Origin of the sequence: Oceanobacillus locisalsi (genome assembly GCF_042675985.1) — a bacterium.
In the GTDB taxonomy this organism is placed as follows: Bacteria; Bacillota; Bacilli; order Bacillales; family Amphibacillaceae; genus Oceanobacillus; species Oceanobacillus locisalsi.
In genome coordinates this window covers 182,418-195,795 of the sequence record NZ_JBHTKK010000001.1, presented here as the reverse complement: position 1 = coordinate 195,795, position 13,378 = coordinate 182,418, and the positions used below count along the sequence as shown (strand labels likewise).

Annotated in this window: 10 protein-coding genes; all 10 read left to right on the top strand. The window is 43.8% G+C overall.

Features of this window, described 5'->3' with window-relative positions; all coding sequences use genetic code 11:
* Positions 1-19 precede the first annotated feature (19 nt).
* The 10 genes from argS (at position 20) to ACFQ19_RS00805 (ending at position 13,365) form a co-directional block, all read left to right on the top strand.
* The gene (gene argS, locus ACFQ19_RS00850; RefSeq protein ID WP_379589989.1) at positions 20-1,690 is read left to right on the top strand and encodes an arginine--tRNA ligase; all 1,671 of its coding nucleotides are present in this window, start codon (positions 20-22) and stop codon (positions 1,688-1,690) included.
* A 517-nt stretch (positions 1,691-2,207) separates the two neighbouring features.
* Complete coding sequence (locus ACFQ19_RS00845) at positions 2,208-3,050, top strand: ABC transporter ATP-binding protein (RefSeq protein ID WP_379589988.1); 843 nt, start codon at positions 2,208-2,210, stop codon at positions 3,048-3,050.
* The gene (locus ACFQ19_RS00840) at positions 2,983-3,762 is read left to right on the top strand and encodes an ABC transporter permease (protein ID WP_379589987.1); all 780 of its coding nucleotides are present in this window, start codon (positions 2,983-2,985) and stop codon (positions 3,760-3,762) included. Before ACFQ19_RS00845 ends, ACFQ19_RS00840 begins: the two co-directional genes overlap by 68 nt.
* Before the next feature lie 17 nt (positions 3,763-3,779).
* A complete protein-coding gene (locus ACFQ19_RS00835; RefSeq protein ID WP_379589985.1) occupies positions 3,780-4,766 on the top strand; it encodes an ABC transporter substrate-binding protein in 987 nt (328 codons plus the stop codon).
* Between the two features lie 1,391 nt (positions 4,767-6,157).
* A complete protein-coding gene (locus ACFQ19_RS00830; RefSeq protein WP_379589983.1) occupies positions 6,158-8,266 on the top strand; it encodes a (Fe-S)-binding protein in 2,109 nt (702 codons plus the stop codon).
* Positions 8,267-8,353: 87 nt separating this feature from the next.
* Positions 8,354-9,541, top strand: a complete 1,188-nt coding sequence (locus ACFQ19_RS00825; protein ID WP_379590299.1) for an acetyl-CoA C-acetyltransferase — start codon at positions 8,354-8,356, stop codon at positions 9,539-9,541.
* Positions 9,542-9,581: 40 nt separating this feature from the next.
* Positions 9,582-10,439 carry a 3-hydroxyacyl-CoA dehydrogenase family protein gene (locus ACFQ19_RS00820; RefSeq protein WP_379589981.1) on the top strand — a complete coding sequence of 286 codons (858 nt, stop codon included), beginning with the start codon at positions 9,582-9,584 and terminating at the stop codon, positions 10,437-10,439.
* Positions 10,440-10,452: 13 nt separating this feature from the next.
* The gene (locus ACFQ19_RS00815) at positions 10,453-11,592 is read left to right on the top strand and encodes an acyl-CoA dehydrogenase (protein WP_379589980.1); all 1,140 of its coding nucleotides are present in this window, start codon (positions 10,453-10,455) and stop codon (positions 11,590-11,592) included.
* A 2-nt stretch (positions 11,593-11,594) separates the two neighbouring features.
* Entirely contained in the window at positions 11,595-12,734 is a 1,140-nt protein-coding gene (locus ACFQ19_RS00810) for an acyl-CoA dehydrogenase (RefSeq protein WP_379589978.1), read from the top strand.
* Positions 12,735-12,759: 25 nt separating this feature from the next.
* Positions 12,760-13,365, top strand: a complete 606-nt coding sequence (locus ACFQ19_RS00805; RefSeq protein WP_379589976.1) for a TetR/AcrR family transcriptional regulator — start codon at positions 12,760-12,762, stop codon at positions 13,363-13,365.
* Positions 13,366-13,378 lie beyond the last annotated feature (13 nt).

The following is a 13,378-nucleotide window of genomic DNA, read 5'->3' as shown; positions in this document are numbered from 1 at the left end:
ACAAGGAGGAAATAACATAATGAACGTATTAGCACAAACAGAAGAGACATTAAAGCAGCAAATTCATACAGCGGTGCTTGCTGCAGGACTCGCCGAAGAGGATACGATTCCGTCAATTATTTTAGAAAAACCAAAAGACAAAGCACACGGCGACTTTGCCACCAATATCGCGATGCAGCTGGCACGGATCGCGAAAAAACCTCCGCGCCAGATTGCGGATGATATTATAGCAAAATTAGATAAACAGGCAGCATCGGTAGAAACAGTCGATATTGCCGGACCTGGTTTTATTAATTTCTATATGAAGCAGGATTTCCTGGGAGAAGTGATTGAAACGGTGCTGGAAGCAGGAGATGCTTACGGAACTTCCCGTGATGGCAATGGAGAAAAAGTACAGGTGGAATTTGTTTCTGTTAACCCGACCGGGGACCTTCACTTAGGCCATGCCCGAAATGCTGCTTTTGGAGATGTTCTATGTAATCTTTTTGCAGCTGCCGGTTATGAAGTGGAAAGAGAATATTATATTAACGATGCCGGAAATCAGATCAATAACTTGGGCTTATCGGTAGAAGCACGGTATCTGCAGGAAGTAGGACAGTCTGTAGATATGCCGGAAGACGGCTATCATGGACAGGCTATCATTGATATCGCCAAAGCGCTTGTGCAAGAAGAAGGAAGTGAATGGACAGAAGAACCTCATGAAAAGCGTTTGGATTACTTTAAAGAATATGGTTTAAAGGCTTCTTTACGTAATATTGAAAATGATTTAAAAGATTTCCGTGTAGAATTTGACAGCTGGTTCTCAGAGCGCTCGCTTTATGAAAACAATCAGATTAGTGATGCGCTGCAAGTACTGGAAGATGGCGGCTATACGTATGAAAAAGACGGGGCATTGTGGTTTAAGACGACTGCCTTTGATGATGATAAGGACCGTGTACTTATCAAACAGGACGGAGCGTATACGTATTTAACACCAGATATTGCTTATCATAAAAATAAATTAGACCGCGGTTTTGATCAAATTATTAACGTCTGGGGTGCAGACCACCACGGGTATATCCCGAGAATGAGCGCTGCATTGGAGGCTTTAGGTTATCCAGTTGATAAATTCTCCGTGAGAATTATTCAAATGGTAAATCTGTTTGAAGGCGGCGAAAAGGTGAAAATGAGTAAACGTACCGGCAGAGCGGTATCTTTACGAGAGTTGATGGATGAAGTAGGTATTGATGCTGTCCGGTATTATTTCGTAGCGCGTTCGAATGATTCCCAGCTAGATTTCGATATGGACCTTGCTAAGTCCCAATCGAATGATAATCCGGTTTATTATGTGCAGTATGCGCACGCACGTATCTGTACAATGATCGAACAGGCAAAAAACAAAGGCTTTGCAACAGATGCTGCCTTTGACGCTACTTTATTAACTGCGGAAAAAGAACTGGATCTTCTTAAAAAAGTAGGAGAGCTGCCGCAAGTAATTGCAGAAGCGGCAGAAAAACAAATGCCGCATAAAGTCACGCAGTATGTATTCGATTTGGCGACAACGCTGCACAGCTTCTACAATGCAGAGAAAGTGCTGGATGCAGATAACCTGGAACGCACCAGCGCAAGAATTGCTTTAATGAAAGCAGTGCGTCAAACATTAGCAAATGGATTGGATATTTTAGGTGTAACTGCACCGGTAAAAATGTAATATATTTAACTTTCGCAGCTAAGAATAAGCATATAAACCTCGATGTTTCAGGATGAACAGGATCTCTATTATCCTGCTTGCTTTGAGTTAAATTATCCTGCTATTTTTTGAACAGGGGATGGTGTATAATTTCCGCTCCGGCCAAGCCCTCCGCTTTCCGCCGCAGCGGTCATCTTACACTTTACCTTCTCCTCTTTGTCAACAGATGTATAGAAGAAATGATCAATCCCTGTTCCTATGGAATGGAAGTTACTGTTTAAAGGGCGAAAGTTAAGTAATGATAGAAAAAGAATCTAAAAACCTGCAAAGAAGGCTGATTTCTCTGCAGGTTTTTTTCGTGTTCGCAGTCTTTTTGACACCGCTACATTTCCCGGTACTCCCCGCATGTGTTCATCTTTATGTTCGCTTTTCTCTTATTTGCAGAATTTTACGCACCCTTGACGCTCTATCTCATATACTATATAATCCTTATAAGTTTAGTTGTAATTAATTTTTAATGTGAAGGAGGAGGGTCTCGATGAAAGTGAATCTGGAACAGGTCAATAAAAGCTTTCCCAAAGGTAAAAATGATTCGCTTCATGTCTTGCAAGATATCGATTTAAAGATTGAAGCAGGCGAATTTGTTTCTTTACTTGGGCCTTCCGGCTGTGGAAAGTCCACTATCTTAAATTTAATTGCCGGTCTGGACAGTCCGACATCCGGAGAAGTGTATATGAATGATAAAAAAGTTAAAGGCCCCGGTACGGATCGTGTCGTTGTTTTTCAGCAGGGCGGTTTATTTCCATGGATGAACGTTATGGACAATGTTACATATGGGCTGCTTTTGAAAAAGATGAGCAAAAAAGAAGCAGAAGAAAAAGCAATGGAAGGGCTTCGCATGGTGCACCTCGGAAATTTTGCGCAATCTTTCCCGCATGAGTTATCCGGTGGAATGAAACAGCGGGTTGCTATTGCACGTGCGCTTGTGATGGACCCCGATGTACTTTTAATGGATGAACCATTCGCAGCATTGGATGAACAGACGCGGATTATTTTACATCAGGAACTTCAGGAAATTTGGCAAAAAACTGGGAAAACTATTTTGTTTATTACCCATAATATCCGCGAAGCACTGATACTTTCGGAGCGGGTACTGCTTATGAGTACGAGACCGGGCGCGATCAAAAAATCATTCAGGGTACAGGCGGCGCGGCCCCGAAATCCTTCAGACAGTGTGATTGTAGACTTGGAAAAACGTGTGATGAGCGAATTGGAAGAAGAGATGGAGAAAGTGTTGAAGGAGGAGTTCGGAGATGATTACCGTCTTAAGACGAGTGATATTCGTGATCGTGATCGTGACTATATGGGAGATCATATCTAAATCCAACCTATTTCCTACCTTTATGTTTCCGCCATTATTGATTCCGAATGATCCGGGCGGTGTCACTGTATTCAGTACATTGGTGAACGGGCTGATTTCGGGTCAGATACTTGGAGCCACGGGGATAACACTTGGAAGGCTGCTGCTCGGTTTTTCTATAGCGGTAGTTTTAGGACTTATTTTTGGATTTTTGATTGCCCGTTATAAATGGGTGGATGACACGCTTGGTTTTTTTGTAACCGCATTGCAGTCGATTCCGAGTATCGTCTGGTTTCCGCTGGCGATTGTATGGTTTGGGCTTGGAAATGTAGCAATTTTATTTATTGTCACAATTGGTGCGACATGGACGATGACAGTGAATGCAAGTACCGGATTTAAAAATGTACCCAGTCTTTATTTAAATGCAGCACGGACCTTAGGGTCATCGGGAATGCACCTTGCACGAACCGTGGTTCTTCCGGCATCTGTTCCGCACATCATTTCCGGTCTTCGGGTAGCTTGGGCCTTTGCATGGAGAGCAATTATGGCTGGGGAGCTGCTCGGCAGTGATGGCGGTCTTGGATACCTTTTGGATATGGGACGCTCATTACAATCCATGGACTTGGTACTCTCTATTATGATTGTTATTGGTGTCGTCGGAACGATTATGGATAACCAGGTATTTCTTAGAATGGAGCGGTCTGTCGCAAGAAAATGGGGGATTGGAACTTGATGGAGAGGATGAAAAATATGAAAAAGCGATTCGTTGGTTTAGGTATATTTCTTTTATTTGTCATCGCAGGTTGCGGATCAGAAGAAAATGCGGATGAAATACACATTGGATATTTTCCAAATTTTACACATATTACGACAGTTGTTGCCTTAGAAAATGGCTATTTTGAAGAAGAACTTGGGGAAGATGTGAATATTGAAACATCTACATTCCCTAACGGCAGCGCTTTTATGGAAGCGATGTCCACCCAAGACATTGACATTGGTACGGTTGGACCATCTCCGGCAACCACAACGTATTTACGAAACCCGGAGCATGAAATCATTGCCGGAGCTGTAAATGGCGGAGCTGTACTTGCAACGCGCGAGGGCTCGGGTATTGAAAGTGTGGAAGACCTGGATGGAATGAGTGTAGCGATCCCGACTATCGGATCCACCCAGGATATCATGTTACGAGCCGTATTAAGTGAAGTGGGGCTGGCAGTAGAAGACGATGGCGGAACGGTAAGTATGGTACCGCAAGCGCCTGCTGATACATCTACGTTGTTCCAGCAGGAAGATGTGGATGCTGCGGCTACGCAAGAACCATGGGGTGTATATTTGGAAAATCAGGTAGATGCCGACATTCTTCTTGATGAAGAAGAATTTGCATGGGGCACTGAATCAACGACAACGGTGGTTACTGCTCGGCAAGCATTTACAGAAGGAAATGAAGAGTTAACACAGGCCTATTTACGAGCCCATGCACGGGCGGTTGAATTTATTGAAGAAAATCAGGAAGAAGCCGTTGAACTATTTGTGAATCATATCGAAGAAGCGACAGGTAACGAGCTTGATTATGAAGAGACACTGGAAGCAAGTAACCGTCTTAACCCGACATATGAAATCAATGAAGAAGTGCTGCAAGAAATGGCGACCATCAGTTATGAAGCAGGATATACGCAATCGGACGATATTGAAGGGCTGGTTAATCAGACGTTTATAGAAAATGCATTAGAAGAATAGCACAGTAAAAAAGAACTCTTGCCGTGATTGTCGAGGGTTCTTTTTTATGGCTACAGGAGGATGATATTAAAAATTATTAATATTTCCTCTAAACAGGTTGACTGAATGTTCATTCATGTTTAAAGTAGAGATAGAATTATTTTTTGCACATAAGTGAAAACGCTATCAATTTATCGCAGTGTAACTGGCTGGGACTGGGACTGCGCTTACCAATGTTGTCAGGTTAATGAATTTTGTGAAATTTACTCAAATTATGCGCTTAAGAATAAGCATATAATCTTTGCTGTTCCAGGATAAACATGCTCTCTATTATTATGCTTGCTTTTGGTTAGAGCCTCCTTCTGTTTTTTGAACAAGATATGGTGTACAGCTTCCGCTCCGGCCAACCACTACGCTTTCCGACGTACAACGGTTTTTGATGGGGCGAGTAACCGCAGTCCCAGGACGTACTAGTGCAGACGTTGCAACAACGGTTTTAATGGGGTGAGTAAGCGCAACCCCAGGACGTTGCGTTCTTAGTCTGCCATGGGGACGGCTTCAGCTAACTTGAAAAGAAACCCGCTTTTCAAGTGGATCTTCAGCTCGCCCTGTTCCCACGACGGACAGGACGTCCTAGTGTCGGCCGTTGGTCACAGGACGTGACCGGTTTTAGCCGACTAGGAGTCTACGTGGTTGGCCTGCGCTCTAATGGGATGCTACAGCTTTTGGAAGAAATAACATCCTAATGGAGCTAAATGATTTTATTTGTTCAACTATTTCATGTATAGAACATCCCACTAGCGGAGGCGGACCGTTTTGACTCCTGAAAGGAAAGCGGAAAGCGTCGTTTAAAAACGTAACAACTGCGCCCCCGATCTTTGGGGGTGGTTCGACCTTGGTCGAACTTCCATCGCTTACGAGATAAAGGAATCACCGTGAGTTTACGAACGGATGATGACTTTCACCCGCGGGGCATAAGTGCGGCTTTAGCTCTGTCTGCGCCTGTCGGCTTGCCAATCGCTAAGTCTTCTTTATCGTAGGGCGCTCTCGGGAAGTTGTCTAGTTTTTGACGCTTGTAGCTGGACGAGGGATCAGCACCATCTGAAGATCCACTTTTGCCAAGTGCACTTCTTGGCAAAAGTTAGCTGAAGAGCGTGCCCCTAGGAAAGCAAAACGGTCCGACGCAGCGGTTATACTAACCTGACAACATTGAGACCTGCGATTACTCGGTCTATTAAAACCGCTGCTGCGCTTACTCGTCCCATCGAAGGGCATTATAAGACTTCCGCTTCAAGAATGGAGAAGAATCGAAAATTCGAAGTGGGAGATCCAACAGTCAGTAATGGCCCGATTGGTTCCGGCCTGAAGGAAGTTTCACTTTATATTATACTATTAAAGAGGGGGAAGTCGTCTTGGATACATTTCTGATGATTAATTGGGTTGCATTTTTAGTCGTAACATTCTATGCACTGTTCCTGTTTGCGAAAGTGATTGCAACACGGGTTGCTTATATCAGACTTGGTAAAAAATCAGAGTTTGATGGCGAGATAAAGTTAAGAATCCAGCGTATTATAAAAAATGTATTTGGACAATCGAAACTGTTAAAAGATAAAAAATCCGGTACGATCCACGTCATGATGTTTTATGGCTTTATCCTGGTGCAATTTGGAGCAATTGATATGTTTATCAAAGGGCTTTCACCGGGAAATCACTTACCGTTCGGGATGTTCTACCCTGGATTTGTCTTTTTTCAAGAACTAGTTACATTAATGATTCTGGTGGCCGTCGTATGGGCTTTTTATCGTCGTTATATGGAGAAGCTCGTCCGTTTAAAAAGAGGACTGAAAGCAGGTCTTGTCCTCATTTTTATCGGGACATTGATGCTTTCTGTGCTGTTCGGAAATGGAATGGCGCTCGTATGGCAGGGGCATGAACTGACATGGACAGAGCCGGTTGCCAGTGTGTTAGCCGGATTATTCGGCTGGGCTTCCGCGAATACAGCCATGGTCTTATTCTATATCGCCTGGTGGGTACATACGATAACATTGCTTACTTTCTTAGTGTATGTGCCACAATCCAAACACGCACACTTAATTGCTGCGCCGATTAATGTATTCTTGACGAAAAGAGTACCTGGTAAATTAGAAAAGATAGATTTTGATTTAGAGGATATGGATGAAGAAAATGAAGAAGAAATCGCTTTTGGTGTCGGAAAAGTAGAAGATTTCAAGCAGCATCAAATGATTGATTTCTATGCTTGCGTGGAATGCGGGCGCTGTACCGATGTTTGCCCGGCATCTGGAACAGGAAAAATGCTTTCGCCAATGGATATTATGATTAAAGTTCGTGATCATTTAACCGAAAAAGGCGCATCGATTACCGGTAAGTCCGCTTGGGTACCTTCTTATGCTTTTTCAGGAACTGCCGGCAATCAAGCTTCTGCAAGCAATGAAGCAGCTGCATCCGTGCAAAGCATGAGCTTGATTGGCGATGTGATTACAGAAGAAGAGCTGGCTGGATGTACAACGTGCCGTAACTGTGAAGATGCTTGTCCTGTCAACAATGAACATGTCGGTACAATTATTGATATGCGCCGCTATTTAGTCATGACAGAAGGGAAAATGGATTCTGAAATCCAGCGTGCTGTTATGAATATCGAGCGTCAAGGAAATCCGTGGGGGTTATCGAAGAAAGATCGCATCAAATGGCGTGAAGAAGATGAATCCGCTTATATTCCGACAATAAAAGAACTGAAAAAAGAAGACAAAGACTTTGAGTATTTATTCTGGGTAAGTTCCATGGGATCCTTTGACAGCCGGAGTCAGAAAATTGCGCTCAGTTTTGCAAAATTGATGAATCAAGCTGGTGTCAGCTTTGCGATTTTAGGAAATACAGAAGCAAACTCCGGTGACATAGCCAGACGGATTGGCAATGAATTTTTATTCCAGGAAATTGCTGAAAAAAATATTAAACAGTTTACAAAGAATGACGTCACGAAAATTGTCACGATTGATCCGCACGCGTACAATATATTTAAGAATGAATACCCTGACTTTGGTTTTGAAGCGGAGGTATATCATCATACGCAGCTGCTTTATGACCTTGTCATGTCAGGAAAGCTGGATCCGCAGAAGCCAATTAATGAAAAATTGACTTACCATGACTCCTGCTATTTAGGAAGATATAATGGCGTTTATGATCCGCCGAGAGAAATTTTGAAAGCTATTCCAGGGCTGGAGTTAGTGGAAATGGATCGCAGCCGTGAAAATGGGATGTGCTGCGGTGCAGGCGGCGGCTTAATGTGGACGGAAGAAACAACAGGAAACCGGATTAATGTAGCACGTACAGAACAGGCGCTGCAAGTGCAGCCGTCAATGATTTCCAGTGCATGTCCTTACTGCTTAACAATGTTGAGTGATGGGACAAAAGCAAAAGAAGTAGAAGAAGATATCGGTACAATGGATGTAGCTGAAATTTTGGCACTATCTGTTTTAGAAGAAAATGACGCGAAAACCGCATAAAAGGATAGAGAGGATTCTTTTCCTCTCTATGCTTTCTGTCGTTCATTGAACGAGCGTTCGTTCAAAGTATAGAGGAGGCTATTAATGATGAGAAAATCTGTGATTGTTTCTGGGGCACGAACCCCTTTTGGAAAATTTGGAGGAGCGCTAACGCCATTAACCGCAGTGAATCTGGGTGCAAAAGCCATCAAGGCAGCCTTAGAAAGGGCGGGGCTTGATGGCGCAGATATCGATGAAGTGATTATGGGAAGCGTCCTGCAAGGCGGACAGGGGCAAATTCCGTCCAGGCAGGCTGCTGTCGAAGCAGGTCTCCCCTGGGAGGTAAAAACAGAAACCATTAATAAGGTATGTGCCTCCGGATTGCGCAGTGTAACGTTAGCAGATCAATTGATTCGCTTAGGGGAAGAAGATGTCATCGTTGCCGGCGGAATGGAGAGCATGAGCAACGCGCCATATTTCCTGCCGGACGCCAGATGGGGCAACCGTATGGGCGATAAAACGGCAAAAGATTTAATGATTCATGACGGACTTACCTGCACCTTTACAGGCAATCATATGGGGAGCTATGGCAATGACACAGCGGCTGCTTTTGATGTGACACGAGAACGCCAAGATGAATGGGCTGCCCGGAGTCAGCAGCTGGCGGTAGAGGCCATTGAGTCAGGAAAGTTTGCAGATGAAATTGTTCCCGTAGAAATTCCTGTCCGTAAAGGAGATCCGATGGTTGTCAGCGATGATGAAACACCGAGAAAAGGAACCACGGTTGAGAAACTGGCTGCACTGAAGCCTGCATTTGATAAGGACGGCACCATTACAGCAGGAAATGCACCAGGTGTGAATGACGGGGCGAGTGCCGTTGTAGTGATGTCCGATGAAAGAGCGAAAGAATTGAATAAAGCGCCCTTGGCAACCATACTAGGTCATGCGGAAGTAGCAGTGGAAGCAAAAGACTTTCCGCAAACCCCGGGGTTAGTGATTAATCGTCTGTTAGAAAAAACAGGTGTAGCTAAAGAAGAAATCGACCTTTATGAAATCAATGAAGCCTTTGCGGTAGTTGCGCTGGCAAGCGGACAAATAGCAGATATTGATGAAGAAAAAATCAATGTCAACGGAGGAGCTGTAGCGCTGGGACATCCTATTGGTGCAAGCGGTAATCGTATTATTTTAACATTGATTCATGAATTAAAACGCCGCGGGGGTGGAAAAGGAATTGCAGCAATTTGCAGCGGCGGCGGCCAAGGAGATGCAATGTTGATTGAAGTACCAGCAAACTAATTGTGTATGATGAAACAATCTTGAAAAGGAGTGTATTATCATGACTGTAAAAGAAGTAATGGTTATTGGAGCAGGACAAATGGGTGCAGGAATTGCACTCGTCTTTGCCCGTTCCGGCTATCAGGTGAAGCTGTATGATACGGATATTGAAGCATTGAAAAGAGGAAGACAGTATGTGGAACAGATACTCGAGAAGGATATGGCAAAAGGCAAAATTGAAGCGGATACCAAGAGCGAGGCGCTGGACCGCCTGCAGCCTGTAGTTGATTTGGAAGCGGATCCGATTACAGCAGATTTTATTATCGAGGCTGTAGTGGAGAAGATGGACGTAAAAAAGGAAGTATTTCGCAAGCTGGATGAACTCGCACCAGCGCATTCCTTGTTTGCGACAAACACCTCCTCCCTGGCAATTACGGAGATGGCAGCTGTTACGAATAGAGCAGAGCAATTTATTGGTATGCATTTTATGAATCCAGTTCCTGTTATGAAGCTGGTTGAAATCATTCGCGGTTTAGAAACAAGTGAAGACACTTGTCAAACTGTGAAAGAATTGACAGAAGCATTAGGTAAACAAGGTGTGGAAGTGAAAGATTTTCCAGGCTTTGTTTCCAATCGGTTATTGATGCCGATGATCAACGAAGCAGTTTATACCGTTTTTGAAGGAATTTCTAGCATTGAGGATGTAGACCAGGTTATGAAATTAGGGATGAATCATCGGATGGGACCGCTTGAACTTGCCGATTTTATAGGTCTGGATACGTGTGTATCGATTATGGAAATTCTTCATGAAGGCTTTGGAGACAGCAAGTATAGTCCGTGTCCACTCCTGAGACAGTATGTGCAAGCTGGAAGACTTGGGAAGAAGGCAGGCAGAGGCTTTTACACTTACAACGACTAAAGGAGTGTACACGTTGATTACCACACAAACAGAAGAACAGAAAATGTTAGTGAAAATGGTTCAGGACTTTGCTCAAGACGAGATTGCGAAAGAAGTAGAGCGAATGGAAGAAAGAGATCGCTTTCCTGAAGAAATCATAAAAAAGATGGGGAATCTCGGTTTGATGGGAATTCCCGTCCCCGAGGAATACGGAGGAGCCGGAATGGATTTCGGCTCCTATATACGGGTTATTCATGAACTGTCAAAAGTAAGCGCTACCATAGGGGTTATATTATCGGTACACACATCTGTCGGCACCAATCCGATTCTTTATTTCGGAACCGAGGAGCAGAAACAGAAATACATTCCCAAACTCGCTTCTGGGGAATACCTTGGTGCGTTTGCTTTAACAGAGGCGAATTCAGGCTCCGATGCAAGCGGTTTAAAAACAACTGCTAAACTGGTAGATGATATGTATGTATTGAATGGCTCCAAAGTATTTATTACTAATGGGGAATATGCGGATACCTTTATTACATTTGCCAGAACAAGTGAAGAAAGAGATGGCATCAGTGCTTTTATTGTTGAAAAAGATAGTCCGGGTCTGTCCATCGGAAAAAATGAAAAGAAAATGGGATTAAAAGGTTCGAGCACGGTGGAATTAACCTTTGAGCAATGCCGTATTCCTAAGGAGAACTTGCTGGGAAGGGAAGGGGAAGGCTTTAATATTGCGATGGCGAACTTAAATATTGGGCGGATCGGGATTGCGGCTCAGGGACTTGGAATTGCCGAAGCAGCTTTAGATTATGCTGTTTCTTATGCAAAGGAAAGAGAACAATTTGGCAAGCCGATTGCAGCCAATCAGGGAATTTCTTTTAAACTGGCTGAGATGGCAACCAATGTAGAAGCGGCAAAACTATTAACCTATCAGGCTGCTCAACGGATTGAAATGCAGCAAACTTGTATTAAGGAGACGTCCATGGCGAAGCTGACAGCGACAAAAACAGCGATGCAAAATGCGATTGAGGCCGTCCAGATTTATGGCGGTTACGGCTATACCAAGGAATATCCGGTAGAAAGGCTATTTCGTGATGCGAAAGTGACGGAAATTTATGAAGGAACGAATGAAATTCAGCGTATTGTGATATCCAAAGAACTTTTGAAGGAGAGATAGGAATGGACTTTCAATTATCGGAAGAACAGGAAATGCTGCGGAAAATGGTCCGTGATTTTGCAGAAAATGAAGTGGAACCCACAGCGGCAGAAAGAGATGAAGAAGAGCGGTTTGACAGAGCAATTTTTGATCAGATGGCAGCGCTTGGTTTAACAGGTATCCCCTGGCCAGAAGAATACGGCGGAATTGGATCGGATTATCTGAGTTATTGCATTGCAGTAGAAGAATTGTCACGTGTCTGTGCTTCTACCGGCGTTACACTCTCTGCCCATTTATCTTTGGCAAGCTGGCCGATTTATCAATACGGAAATGAAGCGCAAAAGCAAAACTTTCTGCAGCGCCTTGCAGCGGGCGAAGCTTTGGGGGCTTATGCCTTATCCGAGCCAGGAGCAGGCAGTGATGTTGTTTCCATGAAAACAACAGCTAAAAAGGATGGCACGGATTATATATTGAATGGCAGCAAAGTGTGGATAACCAATGGCGGTGTGGCGGATATTTATATCGTATTTGCAAAAACAGATGCGGACAGGGAGCATAAAGGTATTACGGCATTTATCGTTGAAAAAGGAACAGAGGGATTTACATTTGGCAAAAAAGAAAAGAAACTTGGCATTCGTTCCTCTCCAACTACCGAGCTAATCTTTGAAAATTGCAGGGTTCCTGCTGCAAATGTGCTGGGTGAGGAAGGGGAAGGCTTTAAAATTGCTATGTCAACTTTAGATGGAGGCAGGAATGGCATTGCCGCCCAAGCTTTAGGAATTGCGCAGGGCGCACTGGACGCTGCGGCAGCTTATGCGAAGGAAAGAGAACAGTTCGGCAAACCGATTGCAGCCAATCAAGGTATCTCTTTCAAGCTGGCGGACATGGCAACGGAGATTGAGGCTGCCCGTCTGTTAACTTATCAGGCAGCATGGCTGGAATCAGCAGGAAAATCGTACGGGAAAGCGTCGGCAATGTCCAAATTATTTGCAGGAGACGCAGCGATGCGCATTACTGTAGAAGCAGTTCAAATCTTCGGCGGTTATGGATATACAAAAGACTATCCGGTAGAACGCTATATGCGTGATGCGAAAATTACACAAATTTATGAGGGGACAAATGAAATTCAGCGTCTGGTTATCGGCCGGATGGTAACAAAGTAAAATGGTAACGAAAGGAGGTCAGGAGATGAGTGAAGATCAGATCCGTTCTTCCGTCAAAAACCAAGAACTCGTTATGCGGCGCAGGAAACAGATTATTGAGGGTGCTATGCGGCTGTTTCAAGAAAAAGGCTTTCATCGGACCACAACAAGAGAAATCGCGAAAGAATCCGGATTCAGTATAGGCACATTATATGAATATATTCGAACGAAAGAGGATGTGCTTTTTCTCGTCTGTGAATTTGTACATGACCAAGTACGCGACCAGTTAAAAGCAACAATTTCTATAGAAAAACCGACGAAGGAAAACTTGCGTCAGGCAATCCGAGACTATCTGTACTTTATGGACACGATACAGCCAGAGATTTTAATGCTCTATCAAGAAACCAAATCATTAAACAAAGAAAAGCGTCAATTTGTACTTGAGCAGGAACAGAAGGTTGTCAGCATGATGGAGGAGTTGCTGAACGTTTGTTTACAAGAACAGCGCAGTTCGAAAGAAATTCATTTTCTGGCAAACCATATTGTCGTCAGCGGGCATATGTGGTGTTTTCGCCGCTGGCTTATCCAAAAAGAATTCACCATTGATGAATATGTAGAATTGCAAATGAAACAAGTGGATTGTTGGCTGTAAATAGAGGGGAAAT

Coding starts and splice junctions, on each gene's coding strand:
- ACFQ19_RS00810 (WP_379589978.1), top strand. CDS start 11,595: ATGGACTTTCAATTATCGGAAGAACAGGAAATGCTGCGGAAAATGGTC.
- ACFQ19_RS00805 (WP_379589976.1), top strand. CDS start 12,760: ATGAGTGAAGATCAGATCCGTTCTTCCGTCAAAAACCAAGAACTCGTT.
- ACFQ19_RS00820 (WP_379589981.1), top strand. CDS start 9,582: ATGACTGTAAAAGAAGTAATGGTTATTGGAGCAGGACAAATGGGTGCA.
- argS (WP_379589989.1), top strand. CDS start 20: ATGAACGTATTAGCACAAACAGAAGAGACATTAAAGCAGCAAATTCAT.
- ACFQ19_RS00835 (WP_379589985.1), top strand. CDS start 3,780: ATGAAAAAGCGATTCGTTGGTTTAGGTATATTTCTTTTATTTGTCATC.
- ACFQ19_RS00845 (WP_379589988.1), top strand. CDS start 2,208: ATGAAAGTGAATCTGGAACAGGTCAATAAAAGCTTTCCCAAAGGTAAA.
- ACFQ19_RS00840 (WP_379589987.1), top strand. CDS start 2,983: ATGATTACCGTCTTAAGACGAGTGATATTCGTGATCGTGATCGTGACT.
- ACFQ19_RS00825 (WP_379590299.1), top strand. CDS start 8,354: ATGAGAAAATCTGTGATTGTTTCTGGGGCACGAACCCCTTTTGGAAAA.